Source organism: Arthrobacter sp. P1_D12, assembly GCF_056406175.1.
Genome location: NZ_JBFUAR010000025.1, coordinates 22581 through 39915, shown reverse-complemented (window position 1 = coordinate 39915; position 17335 = coordinate 22581). Strand labels below are relative to the sequence as shown.

13 protein-coding genes and 2 pseudogenes are annotated in these 17335 nt (G+C 64.4%); 12 read left to right on the top strand and 3 right to left on the bottom strand.

Going from position 1 to position 17335, the window contains the following annotated elements; translation table 11 throughout:
• Nucleotides 1–182 precede the first annotated feature (182 nt).
• The 10 genes and pseudogenes from AC1DZV_RS17500 to AC1DZV_RS17455 form a co-directional block, all read left to right on the top strand.
• The gene (locus AC1DZV_RS17500; protein WP_243180757.1) at nt 183–1223 is read left to right on the top strand and encodes a LacI family DNA-binding transcriptional regulator; all 1041 of its coding nucleotides are present in this window, start codon (nt 183–185) and stop codon (nt 1221–1223) included.
• Nucleotides 1224–1278: 55 nt separating this feature from the next.
• Nucleotides 1279–2955, top strand: coding sequence for an ABC transporter substrate-binding protein (locus AC1DZV_RS17495; RefSeq protein ID WP_476951417.1), 1677 nt, complete (start codon nt 1279–1281; stop codon nt 2953–2955).
• Between the two features lie 139 nt (nt 2956–3094).
• Nucleotides 3095–4072 carry an ABC transporter permease gene (locus tag AC1DZV_RS17490; protein ID WP_476951418.1) on the top strand — a complete coding sequence of 326 codons (978 nt, stop codon included), beginning with the start codon at nt 3095–3097 and terminating at the stop codon, nt 4070–4072.
• A gap of 13 nt (nt 4073–4085) precedes the next feature.
• Nucleotides 4086–5024: an ABC transporter permease gene (locus AC1DZV_RS17485; RefSeq protein ID WP_476951419.1), complete on the top strand. Its 939-nt coding sequence runs from the start codon at nt 4086–4088 to the stop codon at nt 5022–5024.
• A gap of 3 nt (nt 5025–5027) precedes the next feature.
• Nucleotides 5028–6065, top strand: a complete 1038-nt coding sequence (locus tag AC1DZV_RS17480; RefSeq protein ID WP_243180738.1) for an ABC transporter ATP-binding protein — start codon at nt 5028–5030, stop codon at nt 6063–6065.
• A complete protein-coding gene (locus AC1DZV_RS17475; RefSeq protein WP_476951420.1) occupies nt 6062–7012 on the top strand; it encodes an ATP-binding cassette domain-containing protein in 951 nt (316 codons plus the stop codon). The genes AC1DZV_RS17480 and AC1DZV_RS17475 overlap by 4 nt, the downstream gene beginning before the upstream one ends.
• 94 nt (nt 7013–7106) lie before the next feature.
• Nucleotides 7107–7767: pseudogene (locus AC1DZV_RS17470) on the top strand (PfkB family carbohydrate kinase).
• A 101-nt stretch (nt 7768–7868) separates the two neighbouring features.
• Nucleotides 7869–9374 (top strand): glycoside hydrolase family 32 protein, encoded by a 1506-nt coding sequence (locus AC1DZV_RS17465; protein WP_476951421.1) that lies wholly within the window; start codon nt 7869–7871, stop codon nt 9372–9374.
• Between the two features lie 72 nt (nt 9375–9446).
• Complete coding sequence (locus tag AC1DZV_RS17460) at nt 9447–10445, top strand: aldo/keto reductase family protein (RefSeq protein ID WP_476954235.1); 999 nt, start codon at nt 9447–9449, stop codon at nt 10443–10445.
• A 508-nt stretch (nt 10446–10953) separates the two neighbouring features.
• Nucleotides 10954–11067 (top strand): annotated as a pseudogene (locus AC1DZV_RS17455) (carbohydrate kinase); the annotation flags it as partial.
• Nucleotides 11068–11317: 250 nt separating this feature from the next.
• On the opposite strand, the gene AC1DZV_RS17450 reads toward AC1DZV_RS17455, so the two are convergent.
• A complete protein-coding gene (locus tag AC1DZV_RS17450) occupies nt 11318–13345 on the bottom strand; it encodes an ABC transporter ATP-binding protein (RefSeq protein ID WP_476951423.1) in 2028 nt (675 codons plus the stop codon).
• Nucleotides 13342–15084 carry an ABC transporter ATP-binding protein gene (locus AC1DZV_RS17445; RefSeq protein WP_476951424.1) on the bottom strand — a complete coding sequence of 581 codons (1743 nt, stop codon included), beginning with the start codon at nt 15082–15084 and terminating at the stop codon, nt 13342–13344. The genes AC1DZV_RS17450 and AC1DZV_RS17445 overlap by 4 nt, the downstream gene beginning before the upstream one ends.
• A 214-nt stretch (nt 15085–15298) precedes the next feature.
• Here AC1DZV_RS17445 and AC1DZV_RS17440 point away from each other — a divergent pair, with 214 nt between their 5' ends.
• Entirely contained in the window at nt 15299–15661 is a 363-nt protein-coding gene (locus AC1DZV_RS17440) for a VOC family protein (RefSeq protein WP_476951425.1), read from the top strand.
• 88 nt (nt 15662–15749) lie between these two features.
• Complete coding sequence (locus AC1DZV_RS17435; RefSeq protein WP_476951426.1) at nt 15750–16373, top strand: dihydrofolate reductase family protein; 624 nt, start codon at nt 15750–15752, stop codon at nt 16371–16373.
• Nucleotides 16374–16408: 35 nt separating this feature from the next.
• Here AC1DZV_RS17435 and AC1DZV_RS17430 read toward each other — a convergent pair whose 3' ends face one another.
• Nucleotides 16409–17329 carry a 2-hydroxyacid dehydrogenase gene (locus AC1DZV_RS17430; RefSeq protein WP_476954234.1) on the bottom strand — a complete coding sequence of 307 codons (921 nt, stop codon included), beginning with the start codon at nt 17327–17329 and terminating at the stop codon, nt 16409–16411.
• Between the last annotated feature and the right edge of the window lie 6 nt (nt 17330–17335).

The following is a 17335-nucleotide window of genomic DNA, read 5'->3' as shown; positions in this document are numbered from 1 at the left end:
TATCTCCAGCCACTCCAGGCTGACGCGTTACAAGTCGGCCGTTCATACGCTCCTTGACACCCCAACCCAATGCGGGATATGTTCTATCTCACATCCACTAACGCGCGTTAGTAACGCGCATCAGTAGGTGCGGCTAGACTCTCATCCAATATTCACCCCTATTACTAGACATCGGACGGTCAATGGAGACGAACCCACGGCAGGCCAAAGTGACGATGCAGGATGTCGCGAACCATGTCGGAGTTTCCCGGACGACTGTTTCCTTTGTCCTTAATGGTGGAACGGGGAACGGAATTCCAGAAGAAACCCGTGACCGCGTCCACCAGGCTGTGAGCGAACTGGGCTACCGCCCGAATGCGGGAGCCCGCGCGTTGGCTTCCAAGCAGACCAAGCTCTACGGGCTGATCACGGAAATCGTGATCGCTCCTTATGCCGCCAACATTGTCCGCGGCGCCGAGGAACAGGCCGCGCGGGAGGGTAAGACGCTTCTTATAGCCAGCACCGACGGCAGCAGTGACGCCGACCGGCGGGCCATCGAGACGATGCTCGAGCACCGTGTCGAAGGTCTGATCTACGCCACAAGCTGGCATAGGGGTGTGCGGTTGCCTGCTGTTGCGGAGGAGGTGCCGACGGTCTTGGTTCACTGCTTTGACGAAGCAACAAAACTGCATTCCGTCATTCCGGATGAGGCTCAGGGTGGCTATGTTGCCACGATGAGGCTTATCGGGGCCGGACATGACCGGATAGGGCTCATCAACCTTGATCCCGTCATTCCGGCCGCCATCGGCCGCCGGGCTGGTTATGTCCGAGCACTTGAACAGGCAGGCATCGGCCTGGATGAGAGCTTGGTGATCAACGAGGACGGCGAGGCAGACCAGGGCTACCGCGCGGCAGTTGCCCTCCTGGATGGCAGCCGGCCACCTACCGCGATCTTTTGCGCCACTGACCGCATGGCCATGGGCGCTTACGACGCCATCAAAGAACGAGGGCTCCGTATTGGTGACGATATCTCCGTGGTTGGCTTCGACAACCAGGAAGTCATCGCCAACTATTTGCGGCCCAGCCTGACGACAGTCGCACTGCCGTTCCAGCAAATGGGGGCAACCGGCGTCGCGATGCTGGCCAAACTGGCAGCGAACCGTGATCTGGCCCCGCTCCAACGCATTGTCGAGTGCCCTCTGGTGGAGCGTACATCTGTGCGCCTGCCGGTCGCGGCGTCCTGATTTCCATTCCCCGCTAACCTCCCCACTCCATTTCACTGACGAAACGAGCTCCCTCATGCCCAAAATCCACCCCAAAAGGTCACTGACCGTTGTTGCGGCCACACTGGCGATCGGCGCCCTGGCCCTCACCGGCTGCGGCGACGGAAACACATCTGGAAGCACAGCAAAGGGTGGGAGCGCCTCCAACGGGCTCCTGACAATCCCCCGGGAAGACACCGCAACGTTCACCAGCAACTTCAATCCGTTCTCCCCGAACGCACTGCCGATGACGCAGCAGTCGGTCTTCGAACCCCTGCTGATCGTCAACCCTGTCAAGGGGGAACCGGTCCCCTGGCTCGGGGTTTCGTGGAAAGCAGACGAAGACGGCAAGGGCGTGACCTTCACGCTCCGCGACGGAGTTAAGTGGTCAGACGGACAGCCACTGACCGCCGACGATGTCGTGTACACCTTTGACCTCCAGAAGAAGATCCAGGGAGGACTCGACTATCTGGCCAAAGTCTCGGCCGTAGATGCCCACACAGTGCGCTTCGATTTCAACAAGGCCTACTCCCCCGGACTTTACGAAGTCGGCCAGCAGGTCATCGCCCCTAAGCATGTCTGGTCCAAGATCGCGGACCCGGCAAAAGCCACCAACGACAACCCGGTGGGCACCGGCCCTTACACACAGGTCTCCCATTTCCAGACACAGTCATTTGAACTGGATAAGAACCCCAACTACTGGCAGCCGGAGAAGCAGCAGCTCACCGGCATCAGGATGCTGGCCTTCGCCGGCAACTCAGGGGCCAACCTCGCCCTGCAGAACGGCGACGTGGACTGGAGCGACCAGTTCATCCCCAACGTTCAGAAAACCTATATCGACAAGGATCCGGCACACCGCCACTTCTGGTACCCCACCACCGGTGGCACGATCAACTGGCAGCTGAACACCACGAAGGCTCCCTTTAACGATCCGGTCGTCCGCAAAGCACTCAGCATGGCCGTGGACCGCGATCAGGTCGACAGACTGGGCATGGCAGGCTACACGCATCCGGCCGACTGCACCGGCCTCAGCGACACCTACGCCAGCTGGCGCGACCAGGGCATCGTTGACAATTGCGATTGGACCAAGCTGAATGTCGACAAAGCCAACCAGCTGCTCGATGACGCCGGCTACAAGAAGGGAACCGACGGCATTCGCACCCTCAAGGACGGCAAACCGTTCCAGTTTAAGTTCTCTGTAGGATCGGCATCTTCGGACTGGCTTTCCGTCGGCCAGATCATCTCTAAAAACATGGAAAAACTTGGCGTGAAAGTCGAGGTCAACTCCCCGGACTGGTCCCAGGTCGTGTCCGGCTACACTGACGGATCCTTCGACAGCGGCATCGTCTGGAGCAACGCCGGCGCGACGCCGTACGAATTCTACCGCGGCGTAATGTCACAGAAGGTCGTTGTGCCGGTCGGTGCAAAGGCCAATGAAAACTACCACCGCTTTGGCGACGCGGATGCGACCGCGACCCTGGACAAGCTGGCGGCAACGGTAGAGCCGGCAGCGCAGAAGACCCTCGTCAATTCCCTGGAGGCACGCTTCAATGACGTAGCCCCGGTGATCCCGCTGTTCTCCGGCCCGGCGTGGGGCGCCTACACCGATCAGCGATTCACGGGCTGGCCGAGCAATGACAACCCGTATGCGACTCTCTCGGCACGCTCCGCCACCACAGTGCTGGTTCTGACCTCACTCAAGCCGGCGCAGTAGCCATCTGGTGGCTGTTCGGGGCAACCGGACCCGGACAGCCACCATGGCCGCCGCACAGACGGCACCTGCACCGTTTCCACCTGCCGGACCCGGACCGATCCCCGGGCGGCGCAACAATCATCAAGAAAGAAGCGGAATCATGGTATTCCTCCTCCGCCGCCTGGGGTTCTACATCATCGCCTTCTGGGCCTGCATCACCTTGAATTTCTTCCTCCCCAGGCTGATGCCCGGGGACCCTGTCAGCCGAATGTTTTCCCAAGTGCAGTCTCAGATGCGCCCGGACCAGGTGGATGCGCTCCGGCGGCTCTTCGGCCTGGACGACCGGCCCCTGTGGGAGCAGTACCTCGCCTACATCGGCAACATCTTCCGCGGGGACATGGGCATCTCGCTCTCCCGGTTCCCTTCCCCCGTTTCGGAGGTGATCGCATCACAAATCGGGTGGACCCTCCTGCTGGGCGGCACCGCCCTGGTTATTGCCGTCATTCTGGGCAATTTCCTCGGCATTCTGGCAGCGTGGCGTCGCGGAAAGTTCCTGGATTCGGTCTTTCCCCCGTTGCTGATCTTTGTCGGATCATTTCCCTATTTTTGGCTGGCCATGGCCGCTCTATATCTGTTCGGGATAACCCTGGGCTGGCTGCCCCTGAGCCATGCCTTCTCCACAGGCCTCAGCCCCTCGTTCTCCCTCGAATACATCAGCGACGTAGCCACTCACCTCATCCTTCCGGCCCTGACCATCGTCCTGGTCTCCATCGGCGGCTGGATGCTGGGGATGCGCAACACGATGATCGCCACCACCGCTGAGGACTACATCACGATGGCCCGGGCCAAGGGACTCCGTCCGGCACGGATCATGTTCCAGTACGCGGCCCGCAACGCCATGCTGCCCTCCGTGACGTCGTTCGGCATGTCCCTTGGATTCGTCGTCGGCGGCGCTCTCCTCACCGAAACCGTATTCGCGTACCCGGGCATCGGCTACCAGCTTCTGACCTCCGTCCAGGCGCTGGACTACCCGCTGACCCAAGGCATCTTCCTCACCATTACCGCCGCCGTGCTGGCAGCTAACTTCCTGGTCGACATCATTTACGTACGGCTGGACCCCCGGGTCCGGGTCAGCTAGAAACAGGTCCCCCATGTCACTTACAGACTCAACACCCGCCACAATCACCGCGGCCGGCAACCCCACCGTTCAGATACCTGAACCTCCTTCCCCCGGACGCCTGGTTCATGGAGGATTCGTCCACGGCATCCTCACGAACAAGAAGGCCCTCTTCGGACTGGCCATCCTGGTGCTATTTGCCCTCCTGGCGCTGCTGGCCCCTCTCCTGGCACCGGGGAACCCCTCCGACTTCGGCCCCGAAGCATCCCTGGCACCATCCGCGGACCACCTGCTCGGAACCACTTCCAAAGGCCAGGACGTGCTCGCCCTCACCCTGTGGGGATCGCGAAGCTCATTGGCCGTCGGATTCACCGTAGGTCTGGCGGCGACCTTCATCGGCTGCCTCGTCGGCATAGCCTCCGCGTACTTCGGCAAAGCCATCGACGAACTGCTCTCGCTGCTGACCAACATATTCCTGCTCATCCCCGGGCTTCCGCTCCTCGTGGTTCTCGCCGCATTCCTGCCGCCGGGGCCCGTCACCGTCGTCATCGTCCTGATCATCACGGGCTGGGCAGGCAGCGCCCGGGTCCTCCGCTCCCAGGCCCTGTCCCTGCGCAGCAAGGACTTCGTCGCTTCGGCAGTCGTGACCGGCGAGAAAGCATGGCGCATCATGTTCCGGGAGATCCTGCCCAACATGGCCTCCATCGTGATGAGCACCCTGCTGGGCTGCGTCATCTACGGCATCGGCGCCCAGGCAGGCCTGGAGTTCCTGGGGCTCGGCGACACCGGGTCCGTCAGCTGGGGAACCAACCTCTATTGGGCAAACAACGACGGCGCGCTCATGACCGGCGACTGGTGGGTGCTCCTGCCCTCCGGCGTCGCCATCGCCGTCGTCGCATTTGCCTTGGCCATGATCAACTACGCCGTTGATGAAATCACCAACCCTCGCCTGCGCGTGGAAAAGAAAGGCTGACAGATGGAAACCCTGACTGAACTGGAACGGGGAAACATCGGTCCTGCCGCCGCCGGCCCCGTGCTGAGCGTGAAGAACCTGCAGGTCCAATACACGGCGGAAAGCGGAAACGTCACCGCCGTGGATGGTGTCAGCTTCGACATCGGCGCCGGAGAAGTGTTCGGCCTCGCCGGTGAATCAGGCTGCGGCAAGTCGACCATCGCAAACGCGATCATGCGGCTCCTGCAGACCCCGGCAAAAATCACAGGGGGCTCCATCGAGCTCGCCGGAAGAAATCTCCTGGACCTGGGCGAGGAAGAACTGCGACGTACCCGCTGGCGCGACGTGGCCATGGTCTTCCAAAGCGCGATGAACTCCCTGAACCCCGTCATGACCATCGGAGATCAGATCGTCGATGTCTTCACCACGCACGAAAAAATGTCCAAGCAAGCCGCCCGCGAACGCGCCGTGGAGCTGCTGAAACTTGTCGACATCAGCCCGGACCGCCTCAAGTCCTACCCGCACCAGCTCTCCGGCGGAATGCGTCAGCGGGCAGTGATCGCGATAGCGCTGGCGCTTAAACCCTCTCTCCTCATCATGGACGAACCCACCACTGCCCTGGACGTGGTCGTTCAGCAGGAAATCATGCACCAGATCAAAGAACTTCAGCAGCAGCTGGGTTTTTCCATTCTGTTCATCACCCACGACATCTCACTCATGGTCGAGCTCTCCCACCGCATGGCTGTGATGTATGCAGGAAAGCTGGTCGAGGTCGCTCCCTCCAAGACGATGCTGGACAACCCGCTTCACCCTTACACGAACGCACTGATGGGAGCGTTCCCTCCGCTGACCGGACCGAGAGTGGAGCTGATAGGTATCCCGGACGCCCCTCCGAACATGGCCCATCCTCCCACCGGGTGCCGCTTCCACCCCCGGTGCCCGCTTGCTATCGACTCCTGCCGCACCATCGAACCGCCGCTCCTTCCAGGAGCCGAAAACCACGAGGCAGCCTGTCTGCTCGTACCCGGATATGTCGTCCCCCGCGAAAGGTCACGCCGATGAGCCCCGCATACAGCACCTCATCCCTCCCAGGAGCGGCGACCGCGCCCCTGGTTCAGGTACGCAACCTGAGCAAGGACTATCAGCTTGGAAGTTTCCCGTTCCGTTCGACCGTACGTGCGGTCAACGACGTCTCCTTCGACATCAACCGCGGCGAGATTGTGGCACTCGTCGGGGAATCCGGCAGCGGAAAGAGCACCATCGCCCGGATCCTCGCCCGCCTCGAGCAGCCCACAGGCGGCCAGCTCATCCTCGACGGACAAGACATATTTGCCACCGAACGCCGCCGGGCGTCAATGAGATACCGCAGCAAGGTCCAGATGGTCTTCCAGGACCCCTTTGGATCCCTCAACCCGGCACACCGCATCGAGCACTTCCTGACGCGTCCCCTGCAGCTTCACGGAGAAAACGACAGCCCGCGTGCCCTCAAACTCAAGCTGCGTGAACTAATGGCAACAGTCGGTCTGGGCGAGCAGATGCTGGACCGATACCCCCATCAGCTGTCCGGCGGACAGCGGCAGCGCGTCGCCATCGCCAGAGCCCTGGCCGTGGAACCGGAAATCATACTGGCCGACGAACCCACCTCGATGCTCGACGTCTCGGTCCGCATCGGAATTCTCAATCTGATGCGCAAACTCCGCGATGAACGGGGCGTGTCCATGCTCTACATCACCCACGACCTCGCCTCCGCACGCTACATCGCGGACACAACCATGGTGATGTGCGCCGGGGACCTGGTCGAGGGTGGCGAGAGCATCGAGCTGATGGCCGCCCCTCATCACCCGTACACACAGTTGCTGCTCTCCGCCGTACCCGACGCCCGCAGGACCCAGACCGTCCGCCCACCGAAGAGGGACGCCAGAGGGCGGAACGCTGCCCGGGGCACCGGCGAACGGATCACCCTGAGCAAATCCCATTGGGCACTCAAAGTGCCGGAGCCTGCCCACTGACGGTCCCAAATCCGCCGTCCGAGAGGCCGCTTTACCCGCGGAATCAGACCCGCACAGCTCCATTGGCTGCCGAAAACCCAGAAAGAATCCCATGATGAACCCCTCTGCTGCACTGTCCGCCCTACCCGAGGTGGTCGTTGTCAGCGAAGCACTTATCGATGTGGTCCACACGGGGAACGGCGTCACCGAGCACCCGGGGGGCTCCCCCGCCAACGTGGCCTACGGACTCGCCCGTCTCGATGTTTCAACCGGGTTCCTGACATCAATCGGTACCGATAGCCGGGGAGTTGCCATCAGCAGCCATCTCAGCGGTGCAGGTGTCTATATCCTCCCGGGCTGCCAGTCCGCAGCGGCTACATCGACCGCCACAGCAACACTGGCCGACGACGGGGCGGCAACCTACGCTTTCGACCTCGCCTGGGAACTCCCACCGGTTGCCCCGACGTACTTCCCCACGCTCCTGCACGCCGGGTCGATCGCCAGCTTCCTCGCCCCGGGAGCCGCGGGTGTGAAATCCCTCCTGCAGCACTGCGCAGGAACCAGCACCGTCACCTATGACCCGAACATCCGACCAGAACTGCTCGGCAGCCATGGCGGCCCTCATTCTGGGGCTGCTGACCCGAGGAGGCGAGGGCCTGGCTCCGCCCGTTCTTGAACAGATCGCCCGCATGGCATCCATGGCAGCCGCCATTACGGTGGGCCGTCCAGGGGCGGACCTGCCCTCCTTGGCTGAAATGCAAGCCCTGGTCAGCTGACCTCCACTTTCCGTCTTCAACACCGCGGCCAATCTGACGATCACCGTCAGATCCTGGCCCTTTCCTTGCCCCATTCCGAACCTGAAACGAGTGCACCTCCCATGACGGCCGTGACCACCACACACCCGGAAGCCTTCCGGCCCGCCCTGCATTACACAGCCCGAAACACCTGGCTCAATGATCCCAACGGACTGATCTACCATCAGGGCCTCTACCACCTCTACTACCAAAACAACCCGTTTGGAGACACCTGGGGAAACATGTCCTGGGGCCACGCGACGTCGGAGAACCTCACCGACTGGACCGAACAGCCTGTCGCGATTGCCTGCGACGAGCGGGAGGACATCTTCTCCGGCAGCATCGTATTCGACAGCCAAAACAGCAGCGGACTCGGCACCGAATTGGCGCCACCGCTGGTGGCCATTTACACCAGCGCCTACAAGGCGCCTTCTCCGCTGCACGGCGTCCAGGCGCAATCACTGGCCTACAGTCTGGACGGCGGCTTCACCTGGAAAAAATACGCTGGCAATCCCGTACTCAGCCGCAACTCGGCCAACTTCCGTGACCCCAAGGTTTTCCGCTACGACGGCGGGGCCGGCTCCTACTGGGTAATGGCGGCCGTCGAAGCCCACGACTACAAAGTAGTCCTCTACAAGTCCGAAGACCTGAAAACGTGGGAACACCTCAGTGATTTCGGCCCCGCCAACGCCACCGGCGGAATCTGGGAGTGCCCGGACCTGTTCGCTTTGCCGGTGGACGGCAATCCACTGGAGCTGAAGTGGGTTCTGACGGTGAATCTGAACCCCGGCGGCCCGAACGGCGGTTCAGCCGGGCAATACTTCACAGGAGACTTCGATGGCGTCCAATTCATCTCCGACTCCACCATCACCAGCGGGGAGCAGGACCCCGACCGCCTACAGGAGTACAACTGGCTGGACTGGGGACGGGACTATTATGCCGCCGTCTCCTTCAGCGACGCCCCCGACGGCAGGCGGATCATGGTCGGCTGGATGAACAACTGGGACTACGCCAATCAGATCCCGACTTCACCCTGGCGGAGCCCCATGTCTCTGCCCCGGGAACTCTCCCTGGCCACCGTTGGCGGCCGCACCAGACTAATCCAGAACGTCGTCGAGGAAGCCGTATGCCCCAATCAGGCGCCGGCAGTTCAGGACGGCCCCATCCATCTGGCAGAGGAAACGCGCCCGCTCCCAGCCGCCACGGGCACGGTTCAGCTCATCGAAGCCGAGTTCACGCCTGGGACGGCCGAAGAATTCGGCCTCATCGTTCGAGGGAGCGGCACGGAAGGAACCCGAATCAGCATCAACCCCGCCCAGGGCCGACTCATCCTCGACCGGACCGCCTCCGGCGACACCGGCTTCCACGATGGATTCGCCTCCGTCGATACCGCCCCCATCAGCGCCCGGGACGGCCGATACGGCCTGAAGATCTACGTCGACCACTGCTCCGTTGAGGTCTTCGCCCAACACGGCGAACTCGTGCTTACGGACCTGATCTTCCCGGACGAAACAAGCACCCGAGTCTCCATTTACGCCCGCGGCGGCTCGGCCACATTCGAGAGCCTGAGGATCACTCCCCTGGTATAGGCCGGCATCCCACACGACGCAGCCGCACGCCGGAATACGGCCTTGGCAACAAGATATGGAAGGCACCCCAGCATGGAATACCGCAAACTTGGTTCATCCGGGATGTACATCAGCGAACTGGCCTACGGGAACTGGGTCACCCACGGTGAGCAGATCGACCAGGACGAGGCCACGGCCTGCGTCCGGGAGGCGCTGGACCTGGGCATTACCACGTTCGACACCGCCGATGCCTACGCCGGCACCCGCGCGGAACACACCCTCGGTGAAGCGCTAGCCGGTGTGCGGCGCGAAAACGTCGAGATCTTCACCAAGGTCTACTTCCCCACCGGCGAGGGCCGGAACGACCGCGGGCTGTCGCGCAAGCACATCATGGAATCCATCAACGGCTCCCTGAAGCGGCTGCAGACCGACTACGTGGACCTCTACCAGGCCCATCGCTATGACTACGAGACGCCGCTGGAAGAGACGATGCAGGCCTTCGCCGACGTCGTCAGGCAAGGAAAAGCCCTGTATATCGGCGTCTCCGAATGGACTGTGGACGAAATCCGCGCCGGCGCCGCCCTCGCCCGGGAACTGGGCATCCACCTGGTCTCCAACCAGCCCCAGTACTCCCTGCTCTGGCGGGTCATCGAAAAGAAAGTCGTCCCCACCTGCGAGGAGCTGGGCCTGGGACAGATCTGCTGGTCACCCATGGCCCAAGGCGTCCTGACCGGAAAATACGTTCCCGGCCAAGAGGCCCCGGCAGCATCCCGCTTCACAGGCGAGAACGGCAAGATCAAGTCAGACAACCGCTACCTGACCGAAGACATCCTCAGCCGCATCCAGCAGCTCAAACCGCTCGCCGCTGACGCCGGCCTGTCCATGCCCGCACTCGCCGTTGCCTGGGTACTGCAAAACCCCAACGTCTCAGCAGCCATCGTCGGAGCCTCACGCTCGGACCAGCTCAAAGACACCGCAACCGCAGCCGGAGTGAAACTGGACCCCGCCCTGCTGGCACAGGTCGACGAAGTCTTGGACCCGGTCATTGAACGTGACCCCGCAAAAGTGGAGTCATTCCCGGCCCGCCCATGACATCGCGGGTAGCTGTGACGGACGAGCACATCGGTTACGGCAAACACGATGTGTCCGCCCGCGCCGGGAAATCCGGCAACCGCGACCGCTCCAAGACCGTGATGACTGAGATCGGGCCGGGCGAGATCCCAATTGTCGCTGATTCCGAAAGGCTCTCACGGCCGGGAAATCGCGGCGCACTTCGCTGAGGTGTTCGGTCCAGGCCATCAAGGGACACTATTTAGCGGGCTTCCCGGGTCATTGGGGGGATGGCCGAGTGGCATAACCGGCTGCGGGCTCTGCGGTGGCCTTCATCGTCCGCTACACGTCAAGATCCGCTCCGGGCCCACCGCTATACGGACACGCCCGGGAGGGCTCCGATTGCCATATTGAGTTCTTCCAGGGTTGGGGGGGTCGCTCCCGGGCGCTGGACGGTAATGGCTGCGGCTGCAGCTGCGGTGTGTCCGAACTGCTCCAGGACAGCTGGGGCGAAGCATTCGGTTCCTCGGGTGAGAAAGCCCAGAATCAGTCCTACGATCCCAACATCAGACCAGCCCTGCTCGGCAGCCACGCAGAAGCGAAAGCCACCTTCGAAGCGCTCGTGCCACTAACCGACGTCGTCAAACTCAGCCACGAAGACGCCCCTCCACCGGACCGCTGACGCCGTGGCCCAGGCCATCAAATGGCACTCGGGGGCCTGGTATTCGACTCTGTGGAGGTCGTTGATCAGCCCCCGGGTTGATTGATGAAGCATGAGACTCGGAAGTCTGTGACTAGGGGAGTCTGTTAGTCCTTTCCCGCAGACCGATAGCGGATATTGTGTAAGGTTGGTGCGCCCAGAAGCGATCTACTCGTCCCCGCATCGAGCCCGACGGAAAAATGTTGTAGCGCCGCTAAACCTCCGCCACCGGAGCCGCGAACTGCGCCGCGTACAGCGCGGCGTACGCGCCGCCCGCCTCCAGCAGCGAAGCATGGTTCCCCTGCTCCACGATCTGGCCGGCCTCCATCACCAGGATGAGGTCGGCGTCGCGGATGGTGGAGAGCCGGTGGGCAATGACAAACGAAGTCCGGTCGGACCGCAGCGCGCTCATCGCCTTCTGCACCAGCACTTCAGTCCGCGTATCCACTGAAGAAGTCGCCTCGTCCAGGATCAGCACGGACGGCCGGGCCAGGAACGCCCGGGCGATGGTCAGCAGCTGCTTCTCGCCGGCGGACACGTTGGAACCCTCGTCGTCGAGCACGGTGTCGTAGCCCTCCGGCAGGGACCGGACGAACCGGTCCACGTACGTCGCCCGCGCCGCCTCCAGGATTTCGTCCTCCGAAGCGCCGGGCCGGCCGTATGCGATGTTTTCCCGGATGGTCCCGCCGAACAGCCAGGTGTCCTGCAGCACCATGCCCATCCGCGAGCGCAGCCCGTCGCGGGTCATCGCGGTGACGTCCACGCCGTCCAGCGTGATCCGGCCGGCGTCGAGCTCGTAGAAACGCATCATCAGGTTCACCAGGGTGGTCTTGCCCGCGCCCGTCGGGCCCACAATGGCCACGGTCTGCCCCGGCTCCGCCACCAAACTCAGGGAGGAAATCAGCGGCTTGTCCGGCGAATAGGAGAAGGACACGTCCTCGAACACCAGCCGCCCCCGGCCACCAGAAGGCGCCTCGGAGGGAGAAGGGTCGGGCGACTGCTCGTCCGTATCCAGCAGCTCAAACACCCGCTCGGCCGAGGCCACGCCGGACTGCAGCAGGTTCGCCATGGACCCCAGCTGGGCCAGCGGCTGGGTGAACTGCCGTGAGTACTGGATGAACGCCTGCACATCACCAAGCTGCATCGCCCCGGAGGCCACCTGCAGGCCGCCCACCACGGCGATCCCCACGTAGACCAGGTTCCCGATGAACGTCATGGCCGGCATGATCAGGCCGGAAATGAACTGCGCGCCGAAGCTCGCCTGGTACAGCTCCGCGTTCTTCTGCCGGAACCGCTCCTCCACCTCGCGCTGCCGGCCGAACACCTTCACCAGGGCGTGCCCGGTGTAGGTCTCCTCAATCTGCCCGTTCAGCTCCCCGGTATGCCTCCACTGCGCCACGAACAGCTTCTGGGAGCGCTTGGCGATCACCGCCGTCGTCACCAGCGTCAGCGGAATGGTCACCAGCGCAATCAGCGCCAGCGTGGGCGAGAGCAGGACCATCATCACCAGCACCCCGGCCACGGTCAGCACCGAGGTCACGGCCTGGCTGATGGACTGCTGCAGGCTCTGGGAGATGTTGTCGACGTCGTTGGTCACCCGGCTGAGCAGCTCGCCGCGCTGCACCGAGTCGAAGTAGCGCAGCGGCAGCTTATTGATCTTCGCCTCGATCCGCTCGCGGAGCCGGAAGACCGTGCGCTGCACGACGCCGTTGAGGATGTACGCCTGCATCCAGCCGAACACCGATGCCAGCACGTACAACACCAGCGCCCACAGCAGCACGGTGGCCAGCGCGGTGAAGTCGATCCCGGCGCCGGGGGTCAGGGTCATGGCGCTGAGCATGTCCGCCTGCTGGGTCTGCCCGGCGGCGCGCATTTGGGCGATCACCTGGTCCTGGGTCTCCCCGGGCGGCAGCTGCTTGGACACGACGCCGGCGAAGATCAGGTTGGTGCCTTCGCCCAGGAGCCGGGGCCCGATCACTGAGAACGTCACCCCGACGACGGCGAGCACCAGGACCAGCGTCAGCCACAGCCGTTCGGGCCGCAGCTCCCCCAGCAGCCGCCGGGCAGACGGTCCGAAGTTCATGGCCTTCTCGGCCGGGATGTTCATCCCGGCAAACGGGCCGCCCGCCGGACGGGGAATCCGCATGGGGGTTTTCGCCCCGGGAGCCCCGGGGGCCCCGGGGGCCCCGGCGGCAGGAGCGACGGCGGGGGCCGGCGTCGGCGCCTTGTCGGTGCGGCTCATGCTGCCTCCTCCGCTGCGAGCTGGGAGTTCACAATCTCCTGGTACGTCTCTGATGCCTCCAGCAGTTCCTCGTGCGTGCCATGCGCGACGATCCTGCCGCGTTCGAGCACCAGGATCTGGTCCGCGTCCACAATGCTGGAGACCCGCTGGGCGATGATCACCATGGTGGCCCCGGCGGTGTGCTGCTTGAGCGCCTGCCGCAGCCGGGCGTCCGTGGCGGTGTCCAGCGAGGAGAAGGAGTCGTCAAAGATGTAAAGCTCGGGCTGTTTCACCAGTGCCCGGGCGATCGCGAGCCGCTGCCGCTGGCCGCCGGAGACGTTGGTGCCGCCCTGCGAGATCGGTGCTTCCAGCCCGCCCTCCAGCTCCTCCACAAAATCCTGCGCCTGGGCAATCCTCAGGGCCCGCCAGAGCTCGTCCTCGGTGGCGTCCGGCTTGCCGTAGAGCAGGTTGCTGCGCACCGTGCCGGAGAACAGGTAGGGCTTTTGCGGGACCAGGCCGATGTGCCCCCACAGCAGGTCCGGGTGCAGCTCACGGACGTCCACGCCGTCAATCCGGACTGAACCGGAGGTCGCGTCGAAGAGCCGCGGCATCAGGTTCACCAGGGTGGTCTTGCCGGAGCCGGTGCTGCCGATGATCGCCGTCGTCTGCCCCGCGCGGGCGGTGAAGTTCACGTCCTGGAGCACCGGCTGCTCGGCACCCGGRTAGGCGAACCCGACGTCGCGCATCTCCAGCTCGCCACGGGCTGCCCGCCCGGCCGCGCGCGAAACCGGGCGCAGCGGCGGCCGGACGCTGGATTCGGTCCCGAGGACCTCGCCGATCCGGTCCCCCGAGACGGCGGCGCGCGGGATCATGATCGCCATGAACGTGGCCATCATGACGGACATCAGGATCTGCATCAGGTAGCTCAGGAACGCGATCATGGTGCCCACCTGCATGGAGCCGTCCTCGATCCGGAACGCGCCGAACCAGATCACGGCCGTGCTGGAGACGTTGAGGACCAGCATCACGGTGGGGAACGCGAGAGCCATGAGCCTGCCGGCGCGCAGCGCAGTGTCCGTGACATCCTCGTTGGCGCGGGCAAAGCGGGCCGTCTCCACGTCCTCCCGGACGAAGGCCCGCACCACGCGGATGCCGGTGAGCTGTTCGCGCAGCACCCGGTTGACGGTGTCGATCCGGGCCTGCATCACCCGGAACAGCGGCACCATCCGCAAGATGATCGAACCCACCGCGGCCAGCAGCACGGGGACGCTGACGGCGATCAGCCAGGACAGCTGCAGGTCCTGCCGGATGGCCATGATCACCCCGCCGATGCAGAGCATGGGCGCCGTAACCATGAGCGTGGCGGACATCAGGACCAGCTGCTGGACCTGCTGGACGTCGTTGGTGGAGCGGGTGATGAGGCTGGGCGGGCCGAACCGGGTGACTTCCTGCTCGGAAAACGCGGCGACCCGGCTGAAGATAGCACCCCGGACGTCCCGGCCCAGCGCCATCGCGGCCTTCGCCCCGAAGTACACGGCCACGACGGTGCAGATGACCTGCAGCAGCGTGACCGCCAGCATCAGGCCGCCGACGCGCAGGATGTAGTCCGTGTCCCCCGTCGCCACGCCCTGATCGATGATGTCCGCGTTCAAGGTGGGCAGGTACAGCGAGGCAATGGACGCCGCCAGCTGGAAGACGACGACGGCGAGCAACAGCCGCCGCTGCGGCCTCAGGTATTCGACGAGCAGTTTCCAGAGCATCCGGTCTCCACTTCATGCGTCACAGACTGTGTCACACAGAACGATGTGAGGGTCAGTCTACGTCCGGCCGCCGGGAGATAGCTGGGTTCCTCTCAGGGCGAATCGGGGGCGGGCCTGCGGCGATGTTCAAATGCGCGGTTTGCTTGCCGGGCTGCGTTTGCTTGCCGGGCTGGTCTGCTTGCCGGGCCTGCGGCCCGGGTGTAGCTTGATGCGGATGCTGCGCATTGGCTCGATCGTCATCCGGGTGGACAACCTCGAACGCCAGATGAGTTTCTGGCAGGCAGCCCTGGGCTACGAGCCCCGGTACGAGCCCGACGGCGACTTCGTGATCCTGCAGCCGCCGGGCGGGGTGGGCACCTGTGTCTCCCTGGACCGGGTCCCCGCGGCCGTCCAGATTCCCCCGCGCCTGCACCTGGACCTCTACACGGACACCCAGGACGCCGAGGTGCAGCGCCTCCTGGACCTGGGCGCCACCCGGATCGAATGGAGCAAGCGGCCCACGGACGCCGACTACGTGATCCTGGCCGATCCGGAGGGCAACAGGTTCTGCGTGGTGGACACCGCCGGGACCCGCTGAAACCTGTTGCTTCGCAGGGGAACGGTGTGCCAGCCTCGAAGTGATCCCGTCGCCGCGGCGACGACGGGCAACGGAGAAGGAGCACGGCATGGGACTCATCCATATCGACCTGTTCACCACTCTCGACGGCGTTGCGCAGGCGCCCGGCGGCCCGGACGAGGACCCTGCCGACGGCTTCGCGTTTGGCGGCTGGCAGGCGCCCCTCATCGACGAGGTCGTCGGCGAGCAAGTCGTCTCCGGGATGGCGGGGATGGACGCGCTGCTGCTCGGGCGCCGGACCTACGACATTTTCGCCGCGTACTGGCCGCACGCCAACGGTGACATCGCGCGGCTGTTCAACCGCATCCCGAAATATGTGGCTTCGCGCCAGTCGCCGGCCCTCGAATGGGCTGACTCCACGCTCCTCGGTCCTGATACCGTCGCCGCCGTACGCGAACTGCGCGACCGGCACGAGCACATCCACGTGATCGGCAGCCTCGACTTCGTGCAGACCCTGTTTGCCGAGCGGCTCTTCGACCGACTCACGCTCTGGGTGTATCCGATCCTCCTCGGCGGCGGAAAGAAGGTCTTCGCGGACGGGGTGGTTCCGACGAACCTCAGGCTCATCGAGCCGGTCGTCGCCTCATCGAAGGGCGCGGTGCAGCAGCGCTACGCGCTCGCCGACGGCACACCTGGCGTCGGCGATATGTCGGCCGTGACCCAGGAGGGCTAAAGCGACACGCCCGGGCCGGGGCCTGTGCCGCCCAACTAGCCGTTCAACACCACGTTCAGCGGCGGCTCGCCCGCCAGCATGATCTCGATCTGCCGCTGCAGCAGCCGGCCCATCCGCGGGCGCATCGCCGAGCTCGCGCCACCCACGTGCGGGCTGATGATGACGCCCGGGGTCCGCCAGAGCGGGTGGTCCTGCGGCAGGGGTTCGGGATCAGTGACGTCCAGCGCGGCGCGAATCCGGCCGGAGGCGGTGTGCCGGACCACGGCCTCCGTGTCCGCCACCGGGCCGCGGGCCACGTTCACCACCAGGGCGCCGTCCGGCATGGCCGCGAGGAAGGCGTCATCAATCAGGTGCCGGGTGGAGTCGCTGAGCGGAACCCCCACCACCACGATGTCGTGCCCCGGCAGGAGCGTGTGCAGCTCCGCGATGCCGTGGATCCGGCCGCGGTCATCGGTCCGTTCGGTGCTGGCCACCCGGGTCACGGTGGTCTCGAACGGCAGGAGCCGGTCCTCGATCGCCTTACCCACCCCGCCGTAGCCAACAATCAGGACGCGGCGGTCGGCCAGGCTGGCCGTGGGCCGGGCATCCCACCGGCCTTCCTGCTGGTTCTGGATCAGGCGGGGCAGCTCGCGCTGGCTGGCGAGGATCAGGGCGAGCGCCAGCTCCGCGGTGGAAGTCTCGTGCACGCCGGACGCGTTGGCGAAGACCCGCCCGGCCGGCAGGAACTCCGCCACGCCGTCGTACCCGATCGACTGGCTCTGCACCAGGACCGTGTCCACATTTTCCAGACCACGCAGGACCGCCGGCCCGCCCATGGACGGCGGGACCACGATGTCGATCCGCGGCAGGGGCGGCTCACCGGCGAGGTCCCACTCCAGGACAGTGACGTCCGGGTGCGGCTGAAGGTACTCATGCAAGGTGGGGTCCGGCAGGCTGACAGTAATTTTCCGGGTCATGAATGC

Excerpts from the sequence above, each read along its gene's own strand:
- AC1DZV_RS17500 (WP_243180757.1), top strand. The coding sequence starts at position 183 with ATGGAGACGAACCCACGGCAGGCCAAAGTGACGATGCAGGATGTCGCG.
- AC1DZV_RS17495 (WP_476951417.1), top strand. The coding sequence starts at position 1,279 with ATGCCCAAAATCCACCCCAAAAGGTCACTGACCGTTGTTGCGGCCACA.
- AC1DZV_RS17490 (WP_476951418.1), top strand. The coding sequence starts at position 3,095 with ATGGTATTCCTCCTCCGCCGCCTGGGGTTCTACATCATCGCCTTCTGG.
- AC1DZV_RS17485 (WP_476951419.1), top strand. The coding sequence starts at position 4,086 with ATGTCACTTACAGACTCAACACCCGCCACAATCACCGCGGCCGGCAAC.
- AC1DZV_RS17480 (WP_243180738.1), top strand. The coding sequence starts at position 5,028 with ATGGAAACCCTGACTGAACTGGAACGGGGAAACATCGGTCCTGCCGCC.
- AC1DZV_RS17475 (WP_476951420.1), top strand. The coding sequence starts at position 6,062 with ATGAGCCCCGCATACAGCACCTCATCCCTCCCAGGAGCGGCGACCGCG.
- AC1DZV_RS17465 (WP_476951421.1), top strand. The coding sequence starts at position 7,869 with ATGACGGCCGTGACCACCACACACCCGGAAGCCTTCCGGCCCGCCCTG.
- AC1DZV_RS17460 (WP_476954235.1), top strand. The coding sequence starts at position 9,447 with ATGGAATACCGCAAACTTGGTTCATCCGGGATGTACATCAGCGAACTG.
- AC1DZV_RS17450 (WP_476951423.1), bottom strand. The coding sequence starts at position 13,345 with ATGAGCCGCACCGACAAGGCGCCGACGCCGGCCCCCGCCGTCGCTCCT.
- AC1DZV_RS17440 (WP_476951425.1), top strand. The coding sequence starts at position 15,299 with ATGCTGCGCATTGGCTCGATCGTCATCCGGGTGGACAACCTCGAACGC.
- AC1DZV_RS17435 (WP_476951426.1), top strand. The coding sequence starts at position 15,750 with ATGGGACTCATCCATATCGACCTGTTCACCACTCTCGACGGCGTTGCG.
- AC1DZV_RS17430 (WP_476954234.1), bottom strand. The coding sequence starts at position 17,329 with ATGACCCGGAAAATTACTGTCAGCCTGCCGGACCCCACCTTGCATGAG.